The organism is Salinicoccus sediminis (genome assembly GCF_000986795.1).
Lineage (GTDB): Bacteria > Bacillota > Bacilli > Staphylococcales > Salinicoccaceae > Salinicoccus > Salinicoccus sediminis.
The window spans coordinates 215,324-238,109 of the sequence record NZ_LAYZ01000001.1 but is presented as its reverse complement, the minus strand read 5'-3'; the positions used below and the strand labels follow the sequence as shown (position 1 = coordinate 238,109).

Genomic DNA, 22,786 nt, shown 5'->3' with positions numbered 1-22,786 from the left:
GCCGGGGAATGATAGCCCCGGCATCGCTGATCTATTTGAGCAGTTGTCTGTACTCATCATCCTTTTCCATCACACTTCTGGCAAAAGGACATTCCGCCTTTATCTTCTTATCTTCCTGTCGGGCGAAGTCGACCATCGTATCCACAAGTCTTTTTCCCGCTCCCTGGCCGCTGAGACTGTCTTTCACTTCCGTATGTTTGATCACATAGTCCCCATTCTCATCAGTGTCAAAAACAAGTTCACCTTCCGGGTTGAGCTCATCTTCGCCGATGAAGAATTTATTATCGCCTTTTTTAATATCCAAGCTGCTTCCTCCTCATAATCTGTATTATCATTACTGGTCTATTTACCTAATCCGGATGTTTCAAACATCCGGAGGCAGCTGCTGACTGTTACCGCTTTCCACATTATTGAGTTAGTGGTATGCTATACGTGTAAAATGTCAACAGTCATGGAGGGTTCACATTAAAAACAGAGGGGATGATGTGGATGAATCATTCGATTGTAAAAAGAGTTGAAAATGTATTTCAGCATGCTTATTATGACCCGGAGCAGAATCTGAGGGAACAGGCAGACGGTGATGTGAAAGTACTGGATGTCATATTCAATCTCGAGGAACAGCTGGAGCAGGATCAGCTTTCCATAGAGGAGAAACTGTTCGCAACCGGATCGCTGGGCAACCTTTACAGAATAATAAACAAACCGGATGAGTCCATCCATTATCATTCAGAGAACCTGCGTCTGCTGTCAGATGAGGAACACAGACAGGTGCACTCCTTCATAAATCTCGGTGTAAGCTATATATATGCCGATGAATACAAAAAAGCACTGTTGTGCTTCGAAAAAGCTGAAACCATCATCAACAGGCATGATTATGACCAATACGCAGGAACACTGGAATATCAGCGCGGGAAATGCTACATGGAAATGCGGCATTACAACTGGGCGAGAGCAGCTTTTGATAAGGCCCGATCACTGGCAATTCAAAATAACGATCCGGCTTTCGCCGGGTACGCAAGTGAAGCCCTGGAATACTGTGATGGTAAAATCAATGCCCAGGTATGACGATCCCGTCCCAAATCTACGGGACGGGGTCTATTTTCATTCATTCTCATTCAATGTGTTCAGAGTATCAATGGCCGCCTGGCTCATTACGCTCACCCCGTAATGGACGGCGTCTTCATTGAACCTGAATGCAGGGTTGTGCAACGGCTTCTGCCCTTCTCCGACCGAACTGCCAAGCCAGTAGTAGACACCGGGATACTTTTGCAGGAACCTGCTGAAATCCTCACCTGCGAGACTTGGGTTCACTCTCGGCAGGGCGTCTTCTCCGTATAATGTGTGTACAGTATCATAGAGCCTGTCTGCCCATTTTTTGGTATTCACTGTGGCCGGGTAGCCGTCATCAAACTGTATCTCCACTTCGGCGTCCATTGCTTCGGTCACCTTTTCAACAATCTCAAAGAACCGTTCTTTTGCAAGCTGTTTCATCCTGTCGGACTGCGTGCGGATCGTGCCCTCTATTTCGACCGTCTCCGCAATGACATTATGTTTTGTGCCGCCTTCAAAACGGCCCACAGTCACGACTGCCGGTTCCATGGGATCGGCATTTCTGCTGACAATTGTCTGGAGAGATGAAACGACCTGGTTCGCAACGACGATTGCATCCACGGTGTCATGAGGCATGGATGCATGCCCGCCGGAACCTTTTATCTTCAGGAAAAATTTATCCGAGTTGCCCATGATCGGTCCGGACATCACCCCAAATTTTCCAACTTCGAGCCCCGGCCATACATGCTGTCCAATCAGGACGTCAGGTGTATAGTCTTTAAAGACGCCGTCATCCATCATCCTTTGGGAGCCCCCCACAGGGGAAAGCTCTTCAGCAGGCTGGAATAGGAGCAGTACAGTTCCATGTATTTCGTCAAGGCGCCCGAGGAGCACGCGTGCAGTCGCAATCAGCATCGAAGTATGGGCGTCATGTCCACATGCATGCATGACACCGGGATTCTCCGAACTGAAAGGCTCCCCCGACATTTCATCGATCGGCAGTGCATCAATATCCGCCCTGAGGCCAACTGTCCCGCCCGGGTGCTTCCCTTCTATGATCCCGCGTATGCCTGTACCGGCAAACCCGTCTTTATAAGGAATCCCCAGCTTGTCCAACTGCCCGCGTATACGCCGGGAGGTTTCATGTTCCATGGTGCTGAGTTCCGGATTTCTGTGCAGTTCTCTTCTGAAATCAATCGCATCATCAATAATTTCTTTGGAAACATCCATCTTCTATCACCCTGATTTTAGAATTTTCAATAAGTATATCATTTTTCAAATAAACCTGCATTGCTGACCAGCATCATTTTTCATACGGGTGGTATTCGTTTATACTTTAATTATATTTGAAATACAGGAGGTACTATGAACATCTCATTGCTGATTGCCTATATCATCGTATTCGTACTTTCCGCTGTACCGCTCCTCGAAGCGTTCCTCGTCGTTCCGATCGGCATCGTCGGCGGCATGGATTTTTTCATGACAAATATCATCGGGATTGCCGGCAACCTCCTGACCCTCCTCATCCTCATCATCATGATGGACCGGATTAAAAAATGGTATCTGGACAGGCGTGAAAAAGCAGAAAAAAACAAAAGCAGTAAAAGTGAGCGGGCGGAAAATATTTTCCGGAAGTACGGCCTGCCCGGCCTGGCATTCATCGGTCCGTTCCTGGTAGGCAGCCATTTCACTGCACTCATGGCGGTCATCCTTGGCGGCTCACAGAAAGCGACATTCTGGTGGGTGACTCTCAGCGTCACAGTATCCACTGTCACAATCTCCATACTCTTTTACTACGGAGTGGATATAATCGGGCTCGGTGACAGACAGTTCCTGAAAGACGTCCTGAATCAGTAAACAGACGAAAAATCGGGCCGGCATTTTGCCGGCCCGATTTTCATGCTGATCCAGTTTTCAATTGTAAAGTCAGTTCTGTTCAACCGGTTTCTTAAGGAGCCCGAGGATTACGCCTGACAGGACTGCCCCGATGAGCAGTGATGCAAGGAACATAAGCTTTCCTTCACCGATTGTAAGGGCGACGAACAGACCGCCGTGCGGTGCGTTAATCGATGTTGCAAAGGCCATTGCCAGTGCGCCGGCTGTTGCGGAACCGATGATCATTGAAGGGATGACGCGTATCGGGTCGGCAGCAGCGAACGGTATCGCACCTTCTGTGATGAAGGAGGCGCCCATGATCAGGTTTGTCGGGCCGGATGAACGTTCGACCTGCGTGAACCGGTTCCTGAACACCATCGTTGCAAAAGCAACGGCCAGCGGCGGCACCATACCGCCGATCATGGCTGCTGTGATCGGTTCGGGATTGCCGGCGGATAGTGCAGCAATGCCGAATGCGTAGGCGGCCTTGTTGACCGGTCCGCCCATGTCGACTGCCATCATGCCGCCGACAATCGCTCCGAGGAGAACGATATTTCCGCCGCTCATGTTGCTGAGCGTCGTGTTCATCCAATCATTCAGTGCTGTCGCCGGCGGATCGACGATATAGTACATGATGACACCGGTCAGGAATACACCCAGAAGCGGATATAAAAGGACCGGTTTCAATCCGTCCAGTACCTGGGGCAGGTTTTCAAGTGCTTTCTTGATGCCCACCATCAGGTAGCCGGCAAGGAACCCGGCTATGAGCCCGCCGAGGAAGCCTGATCCCATCGCAGATGCCATGAGTCCGCCGACCATGCCGGGAGCAAGGCCGGGTCTGTCTGCGATACTCATGGCAATGAAGCCGGCGAGTATAGGAATCATCAGTTCAAAGGCATTCGAACCGATGAAGTTGATCATTTCAGCCAGCGGATTGTAGTCCGCATGGTCCGGATTTGCTGAATGTATGCCGAACATGAAGCTCACTGCAATCAGTATACCGCCTGCCACTACAAAAGGCAGCATGTTGGATACACCGTTCATCAGGTGCTTATAGATGGATGATTTCCCTTTTGAACCACTGTTTGAATCTGCATCACCCTGTTTTTTTGATCCTGCGGAATACTTTGGCCTGTCGCTGTCCATAGACTGGTTTATCAGTTCTTCAGGACGCTTGATGCCATCTGCGACAGGGGCCTCTACCACATTCTTACCGTCAAAGCGAGCCATTTCAACATTTGTGTCGGCAGCAACGATGACGCCCGTGGCCCTTTTTATATCTTCAGATGTCAGCGGGTTCTTGACTCCTGCCGAGCCGTTTGTTTCCACTTTGATATCAATGCCGAGTTCGCCGGCTCTTTTCTTTATTGCATCTGCCGCCATATAGGTATGGGCAATCCCTGTCGGACAGGCGGTAACGGCAACAAGGAAAGGTCTGTCGGATGGTTCTGCGGCCCCTGCTTCCTCCTCCGATGGTTGCGATTCATCAAAGTGGTCGATTGTATTGATGATATCTTCCGGCGACTTGGCTGCCATCAGCCGGTCCCTTGCCTCCCCGTTCATCAATATGGTCGACAGCTTGGCCAATGCATCAAGGTGAGTGGTGGCTTGGCCCTCCGGCGCTGCAATCATGAAGAATAAAAATGCAGGCTGTCCGTCCATGGAGTCGTAATCGATGCCGGCTTCGCTTCTTCCGAACATGATGGCAGGAGCGGCGACCTCACCTGTCTGGGCATGCGGAATGGCGATGCCGTCCCCGACACCTGTCGTACTCTGTGATTCCCTCCTGTGGATTGCCGCTTCAAATTTGTCTTTATCCGTAATCCTGCGGGCGTCATAGAGCCCCTGTGCCAGTTCCCCGATGACAGAATCCTTGTCTCCGGCACTGACATCCATGTTGATTGTATCAGTCGTCAGCAATTCAGTTATTCTCATCATTTCACCCCTTCGATTGAATTGATTTCTATGTGAGGCACGAGTGCCTCGATTTCGCCGCACGAGGCAAGATCGTCACTGAATGCCGTGGCGCTGCCGCAGGCAATCGCATAACGTATCCGCTCTTCTATGACGCTTTCACACCCGGCGATGAAACCGGCCACGGTGGAATCGCCGGCTCCAACTGAATTCCTCAATACTCCTTTTGGAGAAGGGATCCGCAGCCGGACGTCGGAATTTACGAAAACCGCCCCTTCCCCTCCAAGAGTGACAAGGACATTCGAAGCTCCCCGTTCAACCAGTTCATATGCAGCTTCTACTATGTCCGTGTCACGGACAAGCTTCCTGCCCGCAATCCCTTCAAGCTCGAAAAGGTTCGGTTTGATAAGGTACGGCTTATACTGCAGAGTGGAGGTCAGTTTCCCGCCCTCTGTGTCTATGGAGAATGATATATCTTTTTCAAACAGCAGCCGCGAGAGCTCCTCGTACAGCCGATCATGCCCTTTCGGTACACTTCCTGCAAATATGACATGGTCATCACCGGTGAGTCCGGCCAGCTGATCTTTCAATGATTCAACGTTTTCGTCCGTGATTTTCGGACCGTCTGCATTGATCTCCGTTTCAGATGCAGTTTTGAGTTTTATATTGATCCTGGTGTCCTCTTCGATTTCGATGAACCGGTGGGAGATTCCCTGTGATTCCAAAGTATCTTTAATGAACCCGCCGGTAAAACCGCCGCAGAATCCAAGCGCTGTCGATTCCCTTCCCAGCTGCTTCAATACTCTTGATACGTTGATCCCTTTTCCGCCTGCATATTTTTCTGTATCGCCGGTCCTGTTCAGAGCACCGGTTTCAACTTCATCCAGCCTTACCACATAGTCAACCGAGGGGTTAAACGTCACGGTATATATCATTGCTTTCGCCTCCTGTGATTTCTGTTCCTGATCTTGCTTTTACAAGAAAAGGATGATCCGGATCCTCAGTGATGATTGACGCCTCCTCCAATTGTGCAAATTTGACGAATGCGCTTCTTTCGAATTTAGAGCTGTCAGCAAGTACAAACGCTCTCCGCGAATGTTCTACAGCAGTCTTTTTAATATAGGCCTCATCTTCATCCGGTGTGGTGAAGCCGTGATGGAGGTCGATTGCATTTACACCTATGAAACACTTGTCAAAGGACAGGGTCCTGAGTTTTTCGATGACATCATGACCAACCACCGCTTTCGTTGCCGGTTTTACCCTGCCGCCCAAAACAATGGTTTGGTGCCCGTTTCTGACAAGCTGGTCGATCAGTGTGATGCTGTTTGTCACAACTGTCACCTCGGATGCTTTTATGAACGGCATCATTTCATAGGTCGTTGTTCCCGCATCAATGAATACAGTATCCCCGTCTTCGATCAGTTCCGAAGCGATCTGAGCGATTTTGAGCTTTTTGGATAGGTTTTTAACGGATTTCTCAGTGTAATCCTCTTCCCGTTCCATCTGCTCCACCGTCGCGCCGCCATGAACCCGCTTCAACAGCCCTTTGGATTCAAGATGCGTCAGATCCCTGCGCACAGTGGCCGTACTGCTGTTTGTTATATCAACAAGATCATTGACCGATGCCGTCCCTCTTTCATTCAGACAATCCATGATTTTTTCATATCTCTGGTTGGTTATCATTTCATCACCCTCTATAAATTATCATTCTCATCAATCAAAGTCAATCATTAATAATCATTTTCAATCATTTTTAAATAAAAAGAAAACGCCAGCTTATGCTGACGTCATCTCTTTGATTTGGGTTTACCGAGAATTTCTGAAAATATGACCCCATTGAGTACAGCTTTTCTGTCAAATGACAGATCACCTTTACTCAGTACAGGTTCGCGCTGCCCTTTTTCACCATACGATTTGCCGGCTGATTCACCGAACAGATCATCTTCATCCAGAGAGTAACGGGAACGTTCAGCGGAATCCCGTCCGATGCCCTTCACACGCTTTTCAGCTTCGGAACGGTCGAACCCTTCCGTATATACGGATTCTTTGGCTTTCTGTGCACGCTCTTTGTGCCTTGAACGGTCTGTCGACACTTTATCCTCATAGTAATCCATCGCTTTGCTGCCCGCCTTTGATTCTCTGGCTTTTTCTTCAATGGATCTGCCGAATGAGCGGTCGGACATCGGACGCTCTGTCCTTGTCCTTTCGGGTCGTTGAGAAGAAGGACGTTCGCTGCTGCTCATGTCCACCTTCCGGGACTGTTTCTCTTTCGTATCCGATTCCTCATCAAAAGCACCGAATGAGCGTTCCAGTTCACCTTTGACCTGTTCGAAGAACCCCTTTGAATTCTCCTGCCTGCCGGATGCAGACGGACGGTTGTATCTCTTGTTTGGATTATTCAACTTGCCCGGGTCTATATTCCTCTGTTCCTTCTTGTCTTTGTTTTTCTGACTGGCGATGGCAGAGTAGATTATTCCGCCAAGAAAGATGAGAAGAGGTAGTATTTCCATGATATCACGACCTATTCGTCTTCATCATTGTAACGAGTCGGATTTGTCATCTTGTTGATGGAATCCCTCATGTTGGTGTCTGCCTCGACATTCTTCAGATTGTAATAGTCTGAAACTCCGATATTTCCGCTTTCAAGTGCATGAGCAAATGCGAGCGGCACTTTGGATTCTGCTTCTACGACCTTCGCTCTCATTTCCTGTACGCGGGCTTTCATTTCCTGCTCCTGCGCTACGGCCATTGCACGACGCTCTTCTGCTTTCGCCTGAGCGATATTCTTATCGGCCACTGCCTGTTCCGTCTGAAGGTCGGCACCGATGTTCTTACCGATATCCACATCTGCGATGTCGATGGAAAGGATTTCAAATGCTGTACCTGAATCCAGGCCTTTTGAGAGGACAGTCTGTGAGATGCTGTCAGGATTCTCAAGAACCGCTGTATGCTTTTCCGAAGAACCGATTGTCGAAACAATACCTTCACCCACTCGGGCTACAATTGTATCTTCGCCCGCACCACCGACGAGTCTGTCGATATTTGCACGTACGGTGATGCGTGATTTCGCCTTGACTTCGATACCGTCCATAGCCACACCGTTGATGAATGGTGTCTCGATGACTTTCGGGTTTACACTCATCTGTACGGCTTCCAGTACGTCACGCCCAGCAAGGTCTATGGCCGCACACCTTTCAAATGTAAGATTGATATTGGCGCGCTGTGCTGCGATCAGTGCATCGACCACCCTGTCTACATTCCCGCCCGCGAGGAAATGTGACTCAAGCTGGTTCGTGGCAACTTTGATTCCTGCTTTGTGCGCCTTGATCATCGGTTCGATGACCCGCTTCGGTTTGACGCGGCGGAGCCTCATCCCGACAAGGGAGAAGATGCCGACATTGACCCCTGCTGCGATTGCAGAAATCCACAAGCCGATTGGAACAAATGACAGGAAGAATGAAATGACGATAAAGGCAATGATGACCAGGAATATGATCATCAGGCCCGATCCTGTAATAAAGAACAAGTTCATGCTTTGTACTCCTTCCAATTGATATTAATCTTCCACCGGACGTACAACTACGCGTGTTCCTTCGACATGAATGATTTTCACTGTTCTGCCGCTCTCGATGAACGCTCCTTCAGCAACAGCATCAATGCGCTCATCCCCGTGACGGATGATGCCGGCCGGTCTCAGAGCGGTTTCCGCATCAGCCTGTTCACCAATAAGATATGAACGGTCGTCAAAAGAAGTATACCCTGATTCGGCATCCGTTGCATCAGTCAGTATGAACTTGTTGAGGAACGGAATTTTACTCTTTTTAAATTTCACTAATATCACCCACTCTATGATTGCTAATATGACGATAGCCAACATGAACAGGCTGAATAAGGCCACATTGTTACTCACCAGGAAAATACTGACGAGCAGCATGATGCCACCGATAATGCCCAGGATGGCACCGATGACAAAAAACTCCACGACGATGAAAATGGTACCGATGATGAACAGTGCAAGGGAGAGTCCGCTGTAATCACTTATCAGCAGGTGGCCGGAGTAGAAGGCGATGATGGACAGCACCGCCATCACCCCGGTGAAATTCATGTTTTCCGAAAACAGCTGGTAGATGACACCCAGGAAGAAAACTGCTAGTAAAATAAAGGCAACCCATGGCATTGTCACTACATCCCTGAAATCGGCCAGAACACTCGACAGCAGAAATGTATTCAGGATTGTTGTAATAGCCGCCATTAGAATCCCCTCCATTACCTTCATTATACATCAATAAAACAATTATTTAAATTATTACAAAAAAAAGACAGCATATAATTTTATGCTGTCTTCTGTATAGATATTTATCCGAGGGAGACGGATTACTTGAATTTGCGTTTACGGGCAGCTTCAGATTTCTTCTTGCGTTTCACACTTGGCTTTTCGTAAAATTCTCTTTTACGAGCCTCCTGGATTGTACCGCTTTTTGAAACTGTGCGCTTGAAACGGCGCAACGCGTCTTCAATTGGTTCATTCTTTTTAACAACTGTTTTAGACATGATTTTCCCTCCCTCCGAATAAACAAAAGCCTATCTGGTTTACACAGTATTATACTATGTACTCACATATTATAATACAATGATAAAAACCGGTCAACCGGAAATTAATAGTCGCTGTCACTTGTTCCGCCCTGTACTATGGCGATTCCGCTGGACGCTCCGATACGTGTCGCACCACTTTCAATCATCGCTTTTGCATCTTCATACGAACGCACGCCGCCGCTCGCTTTGACACCCATTTCCTCCCCTACGGTGAGTCTCATGAGCGTCACGTCCTCAACTGTGGCACCGCCGCCGTTGAAGCCGGTTGAAGTCTTGACGAAGTCAGCGCCGACCTTCTTGCTGATTTCACTTGCTTTGACAATTTCGTCACTGTCGAGCAATGCCGTTTCAATGATCACTTTGACGATCGTCTCCTGACCGGCAGCATCGCATACAGCTTTGATGTCGTTGAATACATAATCCTCATTGCCGGATTTAAGCGCACCGATATTGATTACCATGTCAACTTCGTCAGCACCGTTCTGCACTGCGTTCATCGTCTCAAATGCCTTAACTTCAGACGTCACTGCCCCGCTCGGGAAACCGATGACGGTACATACTTTAACATCGCTGTCCTTCAATATTTCCTTAGCCGTCGCCACCCATGCAGGACTGATGCATACACTCATGAAATTATGCTCCATCGCCTCCTGGCAGAGCTCGAAAATCTGATCCTGTGTCGTTTCAGGTTTTAGTAAAGTGTGATCGATATATTTGGATAGTTCCATGTCTGTTTTCCTCCGATTCCGTAACTGAAGCCCGCCACGGGCTTTCTCATACAATTATACAACAAAATGATTCCACATTCATCAGATTGTCCGTTCAAGGTAGGCATAGGCTTTCACCATCGGTTTTTCAAGCACTTTGACGACTTCGCCTTTGCTCACAGGATATCCGGGTTCTGTTATTTTGACTTTGACAAGCTCCCCTGTAAGCGATGCATCACCTTCAACCTCAACTTTGAGGTAGTTGTCGGAATGGCCGATGAGCTTTCCGTCCTTTTCCTCTTCCGGAATGATCTCCAGCACATCATCCTTGAACATTTCAGCATATTTTTGTGCCAGCGAATCCGACAGTTCAATCAGACGGTGTACTCGCTCATTTTTTACGTTCTCGTCCACCTGGTCGGTCATCCTTGCTGCCGGTGTGCCTGTCCGGATGGAGTAAGGGAAAACGTGCAGTTCTGAGAAATGGTGCTTGCTGATGAAGTCATATGTCTCCATGAATTCCTCTTCGGTCTCGCCGGGGAAGCCGACGATCACATCACTCGTAATTGCCACGTTGGGCATGATTTCCCTGAGTTTGACGATGCGGGATTCGAAGAATTCCATCGTATATTTCCTGCGCATGCGTTTTAATACAGTATCACTGCCGGACTGTATCGGGATGTGCAGGTGACGGACGATCTTGTTGGAGTCATTGATGACGTCAATGACTTCATCAGTCAGTTGACTTGCTTCGATGCTTGAAATTCTGAGGCGATTCAACCCGTCGACCTCTTCCAGGTCACGGAGCAGCTGTGCCAGGTTGTAGTCTTTCAGATCTTCACCGTATCCTCCGGTATGGATGCCCGTCAGTACAATCTCCTTATATCCCTGATCCACCAGCTGCGCTGCCTGTTCGACGACTTTCTCAGGGTCGCGTGAGCGCATGAGCCCGCGTGCCCACGGGATGATGCAGAATGTACAGAAATTGTTGCAGCCCTCCTGTATTTTAAGGGTTGCACGCGTACGGTCGGTGAAATAAGGGACGTCCATCTCCTCATATGTACGCTTCTTCATGATGTTTTTGACACCGTTGATCGGCTGACGTTCCCTGTGGTACTGGTCGACATAGCCGAGGAGCTTGTCACGGTCCTCTGTCCCTATGATGATGTCGACACCCGGTATGTCCATGATATCTTTGGGTGCGGTCTGTGCGTAGCACCCTGTGACACAGACAACGGCATCCGGATTCTTCCTGATTGCGCGTCTTATGACCTGCCTGCTCTTCTTGTCCCCGGTATTGGTGACTGTGCAGGTGTTGATCACGAAAACATCCGCATTCTGATCGAAATCAACACGGCTGTATCCATCATCCTTGAAAATCTGCCACATTGCTTCTGTTTCATAATGATTCACTTTACACCCTAAAGTGTGAAATGCGATTGTTTTTCCGTTCATATAATCAGATCTTTCCTTGTATATTTGATGATTTCATCTTCTTGACATAATAGCACAGCCCGCCTCTTTCTTCAATCAGAGGCGGGCTGTTCGAATTGATGACTAATTGCTGAGAGTGCATATAGAGGGGCCGTTTCAGCACGGAGAATCCTGGGCCCCAGACGGACAGAATGGAACCTCTCCATCAGTGCGGCTTCATTGTCACTGAATCCGCCTTCCGGCCCGAAGACAATGGCAATACTGTCCCCAACCCGGATTGTCTCAAGCACATGCTCCAGGCCGGCTGCCGGATTGCCGGCATTGCCTTCGTATGCAAAAACCACTGCATCGAACGCTCCAAAATCCGTGTTTTCCAGAGATTTTCCGAAATTTATATGGGGAATCATGTTCCGCCGGCTCTGCTCACCGGCTTCCCTGATAACCTTGTTGTAGCGTTCGAGGCGTTTTGCACGTTTTTTGCCGTCAAGTTTCACTATGCTCCTGTCCGCTTCGAAGATATGGAAGTCGGATGCACCGAGCTCCGTCGACTTCTGTATCATCCACTCGAACTTCTCACCTTTCAGGAGCGGACAGAATATACTCGTCCTGACCGGCAGTTCCGGTGATTCTTCGACCTCGGAAACCACTCTGTAGTGTACATGATCATCCGTCTCTGTCACTTCGCAGAGGAAGGCGGTCCGGGTATTGTCGACCATATGGAATTCCTGACCCGGCTTGAAACGCATCACATTCTTCATGTGGTGGGTGTCGGCGCCAGACGTGTATACCGCGCCGGCAGTCAGTTCTTCGTCCGTAAAATACCTCTGCATATCATCATGCCTTCCTGGCCATGATGCTCACCCAGCCGTTTTCCTCGAGGACTTCGGCAATATTGAAGCCTGCTGCCTCCATATGCTGGATGATATCATCACGGCGCTTCGTAATAATGCCGGAAGCGATGAACACCCCTCCGAATTTCAGCGTCTCAAATGCATCATCGATCATCTGGTCGATAATATGGGCAAGGATATTCGCAATGACAATGTCATACTGGTCATCTTCACTCGTCAGAAGATCGCCGGTTTCAACAGTCACATCCCCGGCACATTCATTGAGTTCAAAGTTTTCCCTGGCGACTTTCAGTGACAGCTCGTCTATGTCGGTCGCCTTCAGGTCCCGCGCACCCATCAGGTGCGCGCCGATCGTCAGTATGCCGGAGCCGGTCCCGACATCGATGATCTTGTGTTCCGGCCTGACAGTACGTTCGATGAATTTCAGGCACATGCCTGTCGTCGGGTGGTCGCCCGTGCCGAACGCCATGCCGGGATCCAGCTTTATCAGCCTGTCGTCTTCTCTGAATTCATAATCCTCGATTTCCCATGAGGGTACGATGACGAAGTTATCGGAAACCCGGAAACTGTGGAAGTATTTCTTCCACTCATTTTCCCAGTCCTCTTCATCGATGATGCTGCTCTCTACATGGATATCCTCTTTGCGCTCCAGCCCGGCATCCGTCATGAAACGGTGAATCTCTGCGAGTCTGGCTTCAATATCCTCTGTTTCGTCGAAGTAGACGAGTATGCGGATATCAGTCTTTGGCAGGGTGTCAGGATCCAGACGGTATTTGTCGTCGAAATCCTCTACATCTTCCTTCAGCAGTTCCAGCGAATGCTCCACAGAGATCCCTTTGGCAATTTCGTTCAGGAATAAAGAGAAAGCATCCTCGTTTGCTTTTGTCGTGCTAATTGAAACTTCATGCCATTTCATAATTAGTCACCCTTAAAAAAACGTCTTGTTTTATCGAAGAAGTTTTCATTCTGTTCATTAATCTCTTCCCCGCTGTGTTCCGCGAGCTGCCTGAACAGGTCTGCTTCCCTATCCGAAAGCTTGGTAGGCGTTACAACACTGATGGTGACAAACTGATCTCCGTATCCGTAGCCATGAACATTCTTGACACCTTTTTCCTTCAGACGGAAACGCTTGCCCGACTGCGTGCCGGCAGGAATCGTGAGCACGACTTCGGAATTGATTGTCGGCACTTTCACCTCGTCGCCAAGGGCCGCCTGTGCAAACGATATCGGCTGTTCAAAGTGGATGTCGTCACCGTCACGGGTGAATCGTTTGTCCGGTTTTACGCGGAATACGATATAGAGGTCTCCCGCCGGTCCGCCGTTTACACCAGGTTCACCTTTGCCCTGCAGACGGATCTGCTGGCCGTTGTCGACACCTTCCGGTACTGTCACTTCGATCTGGACATCCTTGGTCACAGTGCCTGCGCCTTTACAGTTGTTGCAAGGATCTTCGATCTCTTCGCCTGTACCGTTACATGTCGGACATGTGCGCTCTGTCTGTATTCTGCCGAATGGGGTATTCTGTTCAACTGCTACGCGGCCTGCGCCGGAACACATCTTACATGTCGATTTCGAAGTTCCCGGTTTGGCACCGCTGCCGTCACATGTTTCGCAGGTAACTTCCTTTTTGATGGTGATGGTCTTCGTCACTCCGAAGACAGCTTCATCAAAGCTGACCGTCATCGTATACTGAAGATCGTCGCCTTTTCTCGGAGCATTCGGATCCATGCGGCCGCCACCGCCGAAGAATGAGCTGAATATATCTTCAAAACCGCCAAAGCCGCCGGCACCGGAGAATCCTCCTCCGCCGCCACCGAACTGCTGGTTCATCCCCTCATGTCCGAAGCGGTCATACTGTGCACGTTTGTCATCGTCGCTCAATGCTTCATAGGCTTCGGATACTTCCTTGAACTTCTCGTCCGAGCCTTCTTCTTTATTTATATCCGGATGATATTTTTTGGAGAGTTTGCGGTATGCCTTCTTAATTTCATCCTTAGAGGCATTCTTATCCACTCCAAGTACATCATAGTAGTCTCTTTTCGCCATTTGATCGCCTCCAGCTTATTTACTATATCATTTAAAAAAGTCAAAGCCAATGCTGTTGGCTTTGACTTTCTTCATTCATCATTCAATATCATATATTATTTCTTATCATCTTCGTCCACTTCTTTGAAATCTGCATCGACAACATCGTCGTCAGACTGGCCGCCGGACTCCTGGCCTTCAGCGCCTTCAGCAGCCTGCTGTTCCTGGGCCATCTGTTCGTAAAGTTTCATGGACATGCCCTGTACGATTTCCTGGAGCGCATCCTTTTTGGATTTGATCTCTTCGAGGTCAGATCCTTCAAGTGCTTTGTTGAGCTCTTCTTTCGCAGCTTCGGCTTTTTCTTTCTCTTCAGCCTCCACTTTATCGCCAAGGTCTTCGATTGTCTTATCTGTAGTAAACGCGAGCTGTTCAGCTTCGTTGCGGAGATCTACTTCCTCACGGCGTGATTTATCCGCTTCAGCATTCTCTTCGGCTTCCTTGACCATCCTGTCGATATCCTCATCTGAAAGGTTGGAGCTGGATTCGATGGTGATCTTCTGTTCTTTGCCTGTGCCCTGATCTTTTGCAGCAACGTTCACGATACCGTTTTTGTCGATATCGAATGTCACTTCGATCTGAGGGACACCTCGTGGTGCCGGTGGAATATCCGTAAGCTGGAAGCGTCCGAGAGTCTTATTGTCCTGCGCCATCGGACGTTCACCCTGGAGCACATGGATATCAACCGCAGGCTGATTGTCAGAGGCTGTTGAGAATACCTGTGACTTGCTTGTCGGGATTGTTGTATTCCTTTCGATGAGCACTGTGGAAACACCGCCCATAGTTTCAATACCGAGTGACAGCGGAGTCACATCGAGAAGGACCACGTCCTGAACATCTCCGGAAAGTACACCGGCCTGAATCGCAGCACCCATTGCCACAACTTCATCCGGGTTGACACTCTTGTTGGGATCTTTGCCTACTTCTTTTTTGATGGCGTCCTGTACAGCCGGGATACGTGTAGAGCCGCCGACAAGAATCACTTCGTCAATTTCATTTCTGTCGATGCCGGCATCTTTGATCGCCTGGCGTGTAGGACCCATCGTACGTTCTACAAGCTTATGAGTAAGCTCTTCGAATTTCGCACGTGTAAGTGAAGTTTCAAGGTGCAGCGGTCCTGCCTCACCCGCAGAAATGAATGGCAGTGAAATCTGTGTTGAAGATACGCCTGAAAGGTCTTTCTTCGCTTTTTCGGCTGCATCTTTCAGACGCTGCATCGCCATTTTGTCTTTGGAAAGGTCGATACCATTTTCTTTTTGGAATGTTTCAACAAGGAAATCGATGATGACGTCATCGAAGTCGTCCCCGCCGAGTCTGTTGTCGCCCGCCGTGGAGAGCACTTCGAACACACCATCGCCGAGTTCAAGGATGGAGACGTCGAAAGTACCGCCGCCAAGGTCGAACACCAGGACCTTTTCTTCTGATTCATTATTGTCAAGGCCGTATGCAAGCGCAGCTGCAGTCGGCTCGTTGATGATACGTTCAACTTCAAGGCCAGCAATGCGTCCGGCGTCTTTAGTCGCCTGTCTTTCGGAGTCATTGAAATATGCAGGCACAGTAACGACTGCCTTTGAGACTTTTTCACCCAGGTAGCTTTCTGCAGTTTCTTTCAGGTTCTGAAGAATCATTGCAGAAATTTCCTGCGGTGTATATTCTTTATCTTCCACTTTCTCTTTGTAGTCTGTACCCATATGCCTCTTGACGGACATGATGGTATTCGGGTTCGTGATTGCCTGACGTTTGGCTACTTCCCCAACTTGTTTTTCACCATTTTTGAAGGATACTACAGAAGGTGTTGTACGGTTGCCTTCCGGATTCTGGATGACTTTGGCTTCGCCGCCTTCCAGAACAGATACAACAGAGTTTGTAGTACCGAGGTCAATACCTATTACTTTACTCATAAAAAAATTCCTCCTAATTACTAGTTCAAATGATTATATGAATTTAATTATTCACTGACTTTGACCATGCTTGCACGGATGACACGATCTTTCAGAGTATACCCTTTCTGGAACTCCTCAATGATGATGCCCGGTTCGTCTCCGGACGCCTCTGTCATCACAGCCTGATGATAGTTTGGATCGAATACTTCGCCTGTTGCCTTGATTTCGTTGATGTCATGGCTCATGAGTGTGTTGACCAGATCATTGTAGACCATCTCCACACCTTTGGAAAGCGATTTGAATGCTTCCGTTTCGCCTTCGATCTTGAGTGCTCTCTCGAGGTTGTCGAGTATCGGCAGGAGGTCCTCTGCAATATTCTGATCTTTATACTTGTTGTTCAGTTCGATCTCCTGCTTTGTGCGGCGTTTGTAGTTCTCGAATTCCGCAAGCATCTTCAGATACTTGTTTTCTTCTGCCTCCACCTGTTCTTTGAGCGACTCTATTTCAACATCTTTGGGATCCGTCTCCGGCACTTCCCCAACCGATGCTTCAACTGTCTCTTCTGCTCCGTCTGCAGTATCAGCCTGCGCTTCATCAGAGGTCAGGTTTTCATCCTGGATTACTTCTTCGTTCTTTTCTTTTTCTGCCATTGCAGTCACTCCCTTTCACGTTCCTGGTTCCTGAACGAGTACAACAGTCTGATGACTTCTTTGTAGCTCATTATTTCGGGACCGATAACCATCAGATTTGCCCTTCGACCAAAAATGTCAAAGTTCGTGGTAATTACCGATATGGAATCATAGTTCCTGTTAAGTTCATCACCGAAGAATACGTCAACACCATCAATTGTATTCAGATCGATGAGTTCGTTCAACTGATCCGATTCCATATCATTATACAGAAGCTGCAGGGTGCTCGTGTCCTGGTTGATCTGATGGATCAGATGATTGAAACCTGAGCGGCCGCTGATAAGCTTCTGTCCATGGATTCCGTCCGTAATGCCATCAATGATATCCGTCTTAAGAATATTGAGGGGATCTGTTGAAGTTCTGTCAACCATCCTCACCGCCATCTTACTGAGCGGCTGATCGACAACAGCAAAATTCAACTCATTGCCCAGCTTTTCAAGGTCCGGCATGGTGATATCCTCACTCATTCCGATCGGTATCTTCTTGATGGCCCCTGACTCCAGGACGATGATGACAAGTAATGTAGACGTCGTTATGGGTGTCAGGTAGATCCCTTTCACCAGCTCATCCTCTTCAGTCATTGAAACCTGTGTCAGATAGCTCGTCATCCCGCTGAAAAAGTCGGCAAGTGCCTGACTCATTTCGTTGTGTTCCATCCCATCAGCAAGGACCGATTTGCGTTTCAGACCGAAATCGGTCTCTCCGCTCAGCTGATCCGTCAGCATTCCGATATAATGCCTCAGCGCTTTCCTCGAAGGGATCCGCCCGGCGGAAGTATGGGGCTTTGTCAAAAAACCTTCCGCTTCCAGCCTGGCCATGTCGTTTCTTACGGTCGCTGATGAAATATCAAGGTTATACTTGTCAATCAGGTGTTTAGAGCTAATCGGCGTCAAAACATTCAAAAAATCATCCACGATTGAATAGAGGATGATTTTCTGTCTGTCTGTTAACATTGACATCACCTCATTAGCACTCCATCTCCTTAAGTGCCAATATTAATTTATCAAATTGGTCAAAGTATGTCAATCGTAAAGGGCCCATTTATTGATTTAGTTTAAAAAACCGATGAAAACACTGTTGCCGACAAGCCTTCCCGCTTTCGTCAGACTGATGAAACCATCCTTTTCCATGAGGTTCCCTTTCCCTTTTTCATCATCGATCACATCACCGTATACAGAATTCAGGCTCCTGCCGTATTTTTCCTCAAAGCGGCGCATGTCGACGCCGCGGTTCATGCGCAGGCTGAGGAACATCTCTTCCTCCATCTGTTCCTTAAGCGTCAGTTCAATGGTCTCTTTAACCGCTGAACCTTTTTCTTCCATCGCCTGAATGTAGTGGTTCACAGGCTTTATATTGTAATACCTTTTTCCGCCGACATATCCGTGACTACCCGCTCCGAGGCCGAAGTATTCATCATTCTTCCAATAAGTCTTATTATGTGCAGATTCATATTCTCTCTCTGAGTAATTCGATATCTCGTACTGAGGGTAGCCGAGTTTTGCAAGTTCACCCATGATATACATATATTTTTCACCTTCGGCTTCATCATCATCCACTTTCATCAGCCCTTTTCGGATCCGGTTGTAAAAGACAGTATGCGGTTCGATGATCAGTGAATACCATGAGATGTGCTTCGGCTTGAGTTCGGAAATATATTTCAGGCTGTCTTTGATGTCGTCCATCGTTTCGCCGGGGAGATTATACATAAGGTCTATCGAATAGTTGGTCAGCCCGATCTCCTCCAGATGGCTGATCGCCCGGAATATATCATCATAATTGTGTGAGCGTCCGAGAACTTTCAGCAATTCATCATTGAATGTCTGAACACCGAGACTGATCCGGTTCACCCCGTATTTATGGAGCAGGTCGAGCTTTGCCATCGTGAGTTCATCCGGATTCGCCTCGAAACTGAACTCTTCCGTTACTGTGAATCTGCTGTCTATTTCAATGAGCAGCTTTTCCAACTGTGCTTCGCTCAAAGCGGTCGGGGTGCCGCCGCCGACAAAAATTGTGCGCAGCGTCATCGGCTCAATCTGTTTCATCTCTTTGATCAATGCGTCCACATATGCATCCACCGGCTGGTTGTCGATCAGCACTTTGTTGAAATCACAATAGGTACAGATACGGTTGCAGAATGGAATATGGATATACATGCTCTCTGCCATCAAATTCACTCCAATCAAAAGGAAAAGCCACTGGTACAGTGGCTGTTACTCTTCATCCATTTTAAGAACAGCGAGGAATGCTTCCTGTGGTATTTCCACATTCCCGACTGACTTCATTTTTTTCTTACCTTCTTTTTGTTTTTCAAGCAGTTTGCGTTTACGGCTTATGTCCCCTCCGTAACATTTGGAAAGGACATTCTTACCCATGGATTTGATGTTGGTGCGTGAGATGATTTTCTGTCCGATGGCAGCCTGTACGGGCACTTCGAACTGCTGGCGCGGAATCAGCGTCTTGAGCTTTTCCACGATGAGCTTGCCGCGTTCATAGGCAAAGTCACGGTGGACGATGAAGCTCAGAGCATCCACCTTTTCATTATTCAGCAGGATATCCATCTTGACGAGCCTGCTTTCCTTGTAGCCGATCAGTTCATAGTCGAAGGATGCATACCCTTTCGTATTCGATTTCAGCTGGTCAAAGAAATCAAATACGATTTCAGAAAGCGGGATTTCATATATGATATTGACGCGAATATCATCCAGATAATCCATGGTGACAAAGTTGCCGCGTTTTCTCTGGCACAGTTCCATCACCGAGCCGACATAGTCACTCGGGACCATGATTGTCGCCTTCACATAAGGCTCTTCGATACGGTCCACTTTCTGCGGATCCGGCATCTGTGAAGGGTTGTCCACTATGACTTTCGAACCGTCAGTCATATGTACATCATAGATCACCGACGGTGCGGTGGCGATGAGTTCGATGCCGAACTCCCTTTCTATTCGCTCCTGCACGATTTCCATGTGGAGCAGTCCAAGAAATCCGGTGCGGAACCCGAAGCCGAGTGCCTGGGAGGTTTCAGGTTCATACTCCAGTGACGAATCATTCAGTTCAAGTTTTTCCAGTGCATCCCGAAGATCATTGTATTTGTTGGAATCGATCGGATACATGCCGCAGAACACCATCGGATTCATCTTCTTATATCCTTTAAGCGGTGTCGCAGCAGGGTTGGCAGCAAGTGTTATCGTGTCCCCTACGCGGGAGTCACCGACTGTTTTGATAGCTGCGGTGAGGAAACCTACATCGCCGACCGTCAATTCTTCTACCGCCATCGGCTTTGGTGTGTTGATGCCGACTTCGGCAACTTCAAATTCCTTGCCCGTCGCCATCATTCTGATCTTATCCCCCGCTCTGACTGTACCTTCCATGATTCTGATCGAGGAGATGACACCCCTGTACGGATCGAATATGGAATCGAATATCAGCGCTTTCAATGGTGCGGAAGGATCTCCCGCGGGAGCAGGCACTGTTTCCACGATACTCTCAAGAATCTCCTCTATGCCGATGTTGGCTTTGGCGGATGCTTTGATTGCATCTTCTTTGGGCAGCCCCACAACATCCTCCACTTCCTGAGCAATGCGGTCCGGATCGGCAGCGGGAAGGTCTATTTTATTGATTACCGGGATGAGTTCGAGGTCGTTGTCGAGGGCGAGGTAGACGTTGGCAAGAGTCTGGGCTTCGATCCCCTGTGCAGCATCGACTACAAGTACCGCCCCCTCGCATGCAGCGAGAGACCGGGAAACCTCGTATGTAAAGTCTACGTGCCCCGGCGTATCTATCAGATGAAAAATATAATCTTCGCCATCCTTGGCTGTGTATTTCAACTGAACGGCATTCAGTTTGATTGTGATACCGCGCTCACGCTCTAAATCCATCGAGTCCAAAAGCTGTGACTTCATCTCCCTGGAGGCGACCGACTTAGTGTTTTCCAGAATACGGTCGGCCAGCGTGGATTTACCGTGGTCGATATGCGCAATGATTGAAAAATTTCTTATCTTTTCCTGTCGTTCAATACGCTCTTGATCATTCATATATCTTCCAACTTTCTCTTATTGACAATGGTTGTATTATATCAACAATCAAATTTTTCTTCAATTCATTTTCCCATTTATATTGCATAAGATGAGCACCTTTGGTAAAATAACTTTTGTTGCAATTAAAGTTGTACAAGTCCGGGACGGAGGTGAATGCTATGCCTAACATTAAATCAGCAATCAAACGAGTTAAAACAAGCGAAGCGGCAAATGCCCAGAACATTGCCCAGAAGAATGAAATGCGTACTGCAGTCAAGCGCGCGATGACCGCTAAAGAAAACAATGCAGAAAACGTTGACGCACTTGTGTCTGAAGCAGTTAAAAATGTTGATAAAGCAGCAAAGAAAAACCTTGTTCACACGAACAAAGCTGCACGTATGAAATCCAGACTCATGTCAAAATAAAACCTTCCCTCCGGAAGGTTTTTTTTATGCCAAAAATGAACCGGTGCCCTCGCACCGGTTTTTCATATTTCGAGCACGAACAGCTCGAACAGTGTATCCCTGTCGAGGTAGCTTGATTTGAATTTATAGTCGATGTCCCGGCACATCACCATCTTGCCTTCGAGCACTTCCTGGCTGTACCTGCCCACATCACGGCTGGCGAGCTTCACCCTGTATGGATGGACTTTCAGAGAGCGGGCGATATTATCCGCCTGATAGCCCTGTGAGAGCAGAAGCTTGACCTGATACAAAAGCCTGAACTGCCCGATGATCAGATGAAGCAGCTGCATCGGCTCCTCCTTCTGCAGAATCAGTTCCCGCAACAGGCCGACCGCCTGCGCCTTCTTTTTGGACAGGATGAGGTCGGTCAGCTTGAAAATGTTCTGCTCCAGGCTGACACTGACGACCGCTTCCACGTCCCCGGCAGTCACAGTCCCCTCCGTATAGAGGATCAGTTTATGCATTTCATTGGTCACCGTTTCATAGCTTATGCCCGTGCGGCTGATGAATGCATCCATCGCCCGCTTGTCCATCGACACATCATTGTCCCGGAGCATCCCGGAAAGATACTGGCGGATTTCCTGCTCATTCATTTCGGCCACTTCCGTGACGTTTCCCTTCTGCTTCATTATCTTGGTGATTTTCTTACGGTTATCCAGCTGTTCACTGAACACTTTGAATACGAGCAGTGTATCGTCATTCTTATTCGTCAGGTAGTCGACGAGGCGGTCGATGTCATGGTTCACTTCCGATTTCACTCTTGCGCCGGTAAATGAGAATGCATCGTTCACGACGACCGCCTTCCTGTCGGACAAGAACGGCAGTGTCTGTGCTTCTTCTATGATTGCCTCCACCGTGGTTTCTTTGTAGTTCAGAGTGACAAGGCTGAACTCATCCGGTTCTTCGAGGAATGAACCGGCGAGTTCCCTGGCCATCTCTGTTATGCGCATGGTATTCGAACCATATATCAGCTGCAGTCGTTCCAAAATTGAGTCACTCCCATATTATTCTCATTCTATTATAGCTTTTTTAAGCGATTTATCCTATACTGTAATTGATATGTTTAGGAGGTAATTCCATGAATAAATTCGAAAAACATGTACAATCCAAAAACAATGATGTAATTGATTCCGGCCTGGCATTTGTCGTAGGGTTTGCAGGATTGACTGTAATCTACGTCATCGCACAGATCTTCCAGATCGTTGCAGACATGTAGTGATCCGCGAGC

The 22,786-nt window shown here is 48.3% G+C and carries 24 protein-coding genes; 4 read left to right on the top strand and 20 right to left on the bottom strand.

Annotation, left to right across the window (positions count from 1 at the left end; all coding sequences use genetic code 11):
* Positions 1–31 precede the first annotated feature (31 nt).
* Positions 32–304, bottom strand: a complete 273-nt coding sequence (locus tag WN59_RS01190; protein WP_046511328.1) for a GNAT family N-acetyltransferase — start codon at positions 302–304, stop codon at positions 32–34.
* Between the two features lie 185 nt (positions 305–489).
* Between WN59_RS01190 and WN59_RS01185 the strand changes: the two genes are divergently transcribed.
* Positions 490–1,065, top strand: a complete 576-nt coding sequence (locus WN59_RS01185) for a hypothetical protein (protein ID WP_046511325.1) — start codon at positions 490–492, stop codon at positions 1,063–1,065.
* Between the two features lie 36 nt (positions 1,066–1,101).
* Here WN59_RS01185 and WN59_RS01180 read toward each other — a convergent pair whose 3' ends face one another.
* Positions 1,102–2,280 carry a M20 metallopeptidase family protein gene (locus WN59_RS01180; RefSeq protein ID WP_046511322.1) on the bottom strand — a complete coding sequence of 393 codons (1,179 nt, stop codon included), beginning with the start codon at positions 2,278–2,280 and terminating at the stop codon, positions 1,102–1,104.
* A gap of 135 nt (positions 2,281–2,415) precedes the next feature.
* Between WN59_RS01180 and WN59_RS01175 the strand changes: the two genes are divergently transcribed.
* Positions 2,416–2,907, top strand: a complete 492-nt coding sequence (locus tag WN59_RS01175) for a small multi-drug export protein (RefSeq protein WP_046511320.1) — start codon at positions 2,416–2,418, stop codon at positions 2,905–2,907.
* 69 nt (positions 2,908–2,976) lie between these two features.
* Here WN59_RS01175 and WN59_RS01170 read toward each other — a convergent pair whose 3' ends face one another.
* The 17 genes from WN59_RS01170 to lepA form a co-directional block, all read right to left on the bottom strand.
* Complete coding sequence (locus WN59_RS01170; RefSeq protein ID WP_046511317.1) at positions 2,977–4,860, bottom strand: PTS fructose transporter subunit IIABC; 1,884 nt, start codon at positions 4,858–4,860, stop codon at positions 2,977–2,979.
* Complete coding sequence (gene pfkB, locus WN59_RS01165; RefSeq protein WP_046511314.1) at positions 4,860–5,774, bottom strand: 1-phosphofructokinase; 915 nt, start codon at positions 5,772–5,774, stop codon at positions 4,860–4,862. Before pfkB ends, WN59_RS01170 begins: the two co-directional genes overlap by 1 nt.
* A complete protein-coding gene (locus WN59_RS01160; protein WP_046511311.1) occupies positions 5,752–6,522 on the bottom strand; it encodes a DeoR/GlpR family DNA-binding transcription regulator in 771 nt (256 codons plus the stop codon). The genes pfkB and WN59_RS01160 overlap by 23 nt, the downstream gene beginning before the upstream one ends.
* A 104-nt stretch (positions 6,523–6,626) precedes the next feature.
* Entirely contained in the window at positions 6,627–7,349 is a 723-nt protein-coding gene (locus tag WN59_RS01155) for a hypothetical protein (RefSeq protein ID WP_046511309.1), read from the bottom strand.
* Positions 7,350–7,360: 11 nt separating this feature from the next.
* Positions 7,361–8,371, bottom strand: a complete 1,011-nt coding sequence (gene floA / locus WN59_RS01150; RefSeq protein ID WP_046511306.1) for a flotillin-like protein FloA — start codon at positions 8,369–8,371, stop codon at positions 7,361–7,363.
* 24 nt (positions 8,372–8,395) lie between these two features.
* Positions 8,396–9,091 (bottom strand): NfeD family protein, encoded by a 696-nt coding sequence (locus WN59_RS01145; RefSeq protein WP_046511303.1) that lies wholly within the window; start codon positions 9,089–9,091, stop codon positions 8,396–8,398.
* Positions 9,092–9,213: 122 nt separating this feature from the next.
* Positions 9,214–9,390 carry a 30S ribosomal protein S21 gene (gene rpsU, locus WN59_RS01140; RefSeq protein WP_017548804.1) on the bottom strand — a complete coding sequence of 59 codons (177 nt, stop codon included), beginning with the start codon at positions 9,388–9,390 and terminating at the stop codon, positions 9,214–9,216.
* A 104-nt stretch (positions 9,391–9,494) separates the two neighbouring features.
* Positions 9,495–10,160, bottom strand: coding sequence for a deoxyribose-phosphate aldolase (gene deoC, locus WN59_RS01135; RefSeq protein ID WP_046511297.1), 666 nt, complete (start codon positions 10,158–10,160; stop codon positions 9,495–9,497).
* A gap of 81 nt (positions 10,161–10,241) precedes the next feature.
* Positions 10,242–11,594 carry a tRNA (N(6)-L-threonylcarbamoyladenosine(37)-C(2))-methylthiotransferase MtaB gene (gene mtaB / locus WN59_RS01130; protein ID WP_046511295.1) on the bottom strand — a complete coding sequence of 451 codons (1,353 nt, stop codon included), beginning with the start codon at positions 11,592–11,594 and terminating at the stop codon, positions 10,242–10,244.
* A 71-nt stretch (positions 11,595–11,665) separates the two neighbouring features.
* Positions 11,666–12,403, bottom strand: coding sequence for an RsmE family RNA methyltransferase (locus WN59_RS01125; RefSeq protein WP_046511292.1), 738 nt, complete (start codon positions 12,401–12,403; stop codon positions 11,666–11,668).
* 4 nt (positions 12,404–12,407) lie between these two features.
* Positions 12,408–13,340 carry a 50S ribosomal protein L11 methyltransferase gene (gene prmA, locus WN59_RS01120; protein WP_046511289.1) on the bottom strand — a complete coding sequence of 311 codons (933 nt, stop codon included), beginning with the start codon at positions 13,338–13,340 and terminating at the stop codon, positions 12,408–12,410.
* 2 nt (positions 13,341–13,342) lie between these two features.
* The gene (dnaJ, locus tag WN59_RS01115) at positions 13,343–14,470 is read right to left on the bottom strand and encodes a molecular chaperone DnaJ (RefSeq protein ID WP_046511286.1); all 1,128 of its coding nucleotides are present in this window, start codon (positions 14,468–14,470) and stop codon (positions 13,343–13,345) included.
* Between the two features lie 95 nt (positions 14,471–14,565).
* The gene (gene dnaK / locus WN59_RS01110; protein ID WP_046511284.1) at positions 14,566–16,407 is read right to left on the bottom strand and encodes a molecular chaperone DnaK; all 1,842 of its coding nucleotides are present in this window, start codon (positions 16,405–16,407) and stop codon (positions 14,566–14,568) included.
* 47 nt (positions 16,408–16,454) lie between these two features.
* On the bottom strand, positions 16,455–17,039 hold the full coding sequence (gene grpE, locus WN59_RS01105) for a nucleotide exchange factor GrpE (RefSeq protein ID WP_046511280.1): 585 nt from the start codon (positions 17,037–17,039) through the stop codon (positions 16,455–16,457).
* Between the two features lie 5 nt (positions 17,040–17,044).
* Entirely contained in the window at positions 17,045–18,031 is a 987-nt protein-coding gene (gene hrcA, locus WN59_RS01100) for a heat-inducible transcriptional repressor HrcA (RefSeq protein WP_046511278.1), read from the bottom strand.
* Positions 18,032–18,127: 96 nt separating this feature from the next.
* Positions 18,128–19,243 (bottom strand): radical SAM family heme chaperone HemW, encoded by a 1,116-nt coding sequence (gene hemW, locus WN59_RS01095; protein WP_046511273.1) that lies wholly within the window; start codon positions 19,241–19,243, stop codon positions 18,128–18,130.
* 45 nt (positions 19,244–19,288) lie between these two features.
* Complete coding sequence (lepA, locus tag WN59_RS01090) at positions 19,289–21,112, bottom strand: translation elongation factor 4 (RefSeq protein WP_046511270.1); 1,824 nt, start codon at positions 21,110–21,112, stop codon at positions 19,289–19,291.
* 161 nt (positions 21,113–21,273) lie between these two features.
* Here lepA and rpsT point away from each other — a divergent pair, with 161 nt between their 5' ends.
* Positions 21,274–21,519, top strand: a complete 246-nt coding sequence (gene rpsT, locus WN59_RS01085; protein WP_046511267.1) for a 30S ribosomal protein S20 — start codon at positions 21,274–21,276, stop codon at positions 21,517–21,519.
* A gap of 62 nt (positions 21,520–21,581) precedes the next feature.
* On the opposite strand, the gene holA is transcribed toward rpsT, so the two are convergent.
* Entirely contained in the window at positions 21,582–22,544 is a 963-nt protein-coding gene (gene holA / locus WN59_RS01080) for a DNA polymerase III subunit delta (RefSeq protein ID WP_052747215.1), read from the bottom strand.
* A gap of 92 nt (positions 22,545–22,636) precedes the next feature.
* On the opposite strand from holA, the gene WN59_RS13450 reads away from it, so the two are divergent.
* Positions 22,637–22,774, top strand: a complete 138-nt coding sequence (locus WN59_RS13450) for a YqzM family protein (RefSeq protein ID WP_017548790.1) — start codon at positions 22,637–22,639, stop codon at positions 22,772–22,774.
* The last annotated feature ends 12 nt before the right edge of the window (positions 22,775–22,786 follow it).

Excerpts from the sequence above, each read along its gene's own strand:
- WN59_RS01185 (WP_046511325.1), top strand. The coding sequence starts at position 490 with ATGAATCATTCGATTGTAAAAAGAGTTGAAAATGTATTTCAGCATGCT.
- WN59_RS01180 (WP_046511322.1), bottom strand. The coding sequence starts at position 2,280 with ATGGATGTTTCCAAAGAAATTATTGATGATGCGATTGATTTCAGAAGA.
- WN59_RS01175 (WP_046511320.1), top strand. The coding sequence starts at position 2,416 with ATGAACATCTCATTGCTGATTGCCTATATCATCGTATTCGTACTTTCC.
- WN59_RS01170 (WP_046511317.1), bottom strand. The coding sequence starts at position 4,860 with ATGAGAATAACTGAATTGCTGACGACTGATACAATCAACATGGATGTC.
- pfkB (WP_046511314.1), bottom strand. The coding sequence starts at position 5,774 with ATGATATATACCGTGACGTTTAACCCCTCGGTTGACTATGTGGTAAGG.
- WN59_RS01160 (WP_046511311.1), bottom strand. The coding sequence starts at position 6,522 with ATGATAACCAACCAGAGATATGAAAAAATCATGGATTGTCTGAATGAA.
- WN59_RS01155 (WP_046511309.1), bottom strand. The coding sequence starts at position 7,349 with ATGGAAATACTACCTCTTCTCATCTTTCTTGGCGGAATAATCTACTCT.
- floA (WP_046511306.1), bottom strand. The coding sequence starts at position 8,371 with ATGAACTTGTTCTTTATTACAGGATCGGGCCTGATGATCATATTCCTG.
- WN59_RS01145 (WP_046511303.1), bottom strand. The coding sequence starts at position 9,091 with ATGGCGGCTATTACAACAATCCTGAATACATTTCTGCTGTCGAGTGTT.
- rpsU (WP_017548804.1), bottom strand. The coding sequence starts at position 9,390 with ATGTCTAAAACAGTTGTTAAAAAGAATGAACCAATTGAAGACGCGTTG.
- deoC (WP_046511297.1), bottom strand. The coding sequence starts at position 10,160 with ATGGAACTATCCAAATATATCGATCACACTTTACTAAAACCTGAAACG.
- mtaB (WP_046511295.1), bottom strand. The coding sequence starts at position 11,594 with ATGAACGGAAAAACAATCGCATTTCACACTTTAGGGTGTAAAGTGAAT.
- WN59_RS01125 (WP_046511292.1), bottom strand. The coding sequence starts at position 12,403 with ATGCAGAGGTATTTTACGGACGAAGAACTGACTGCCGGCGCGGTATAC.
- prmA (WP_046511289.1), bottom strand. The coding sequence starts at position 13,340 with ATGAAATGGCATGAAGTTTCAATTAGCACGACAAAAGCAAACGAGGAT.
- dnaJ (WP_046511286.1), bottom strand. The coding sequence starts at position 14,470 with ATGGCGAAAAGAGACTACTATGATGTACTTGGAGTGGATAAGAATGCC.
- dnaK (WP_046511284.1), bottom strand. The coding sequence starts at position 16,407 with ATGAGTAAAGTAATAGGTATTGACCTCGGTACTACAAACTCTGTTGTA.
- grpE (WP_046511280.1), bottom strand. The coding sequence starts at position 17,039 with ATGGCAGAAAAAGAAAAGAACGAAGAAGTAATCCAGGATGAAAACCTG.
- hrcA (WP_046511278.1), bottom strand. The coding sequence starts at position 18,031 with ATGTTAACAGACAGACAGAAAATCATCCTCTATTCAATCGTGGATGAT.
- hemW (WP_046511273.1), bottom strand. The coding sequence starts at position 19,243 with ATGGCAGAGAGCATGTATATCCATATTCCATTCTGCAACCGTATCTGT.
- lepA (WP_046511270.1), bottom strand. The coding sequence starts at position 21,112 with ATGAATGATCAAGAGCGTATTGAACGACAGGAAAAGATAAGAAATTTT.
- rpsT (WP_046511267.1), top strand. The coding sequence starts at position 21,274 with ATGCCTAACATTAAATCAGCAATCAAACGAGTTAAAACAAGCGAAGCG.
- WN59_RS13450 (WP_017548790.1), top strand. The coding sequence starts at position 22,637 with ATGAATAAATTCGAAAAACATGTACAATCCAAAAACAATGATGTAATT.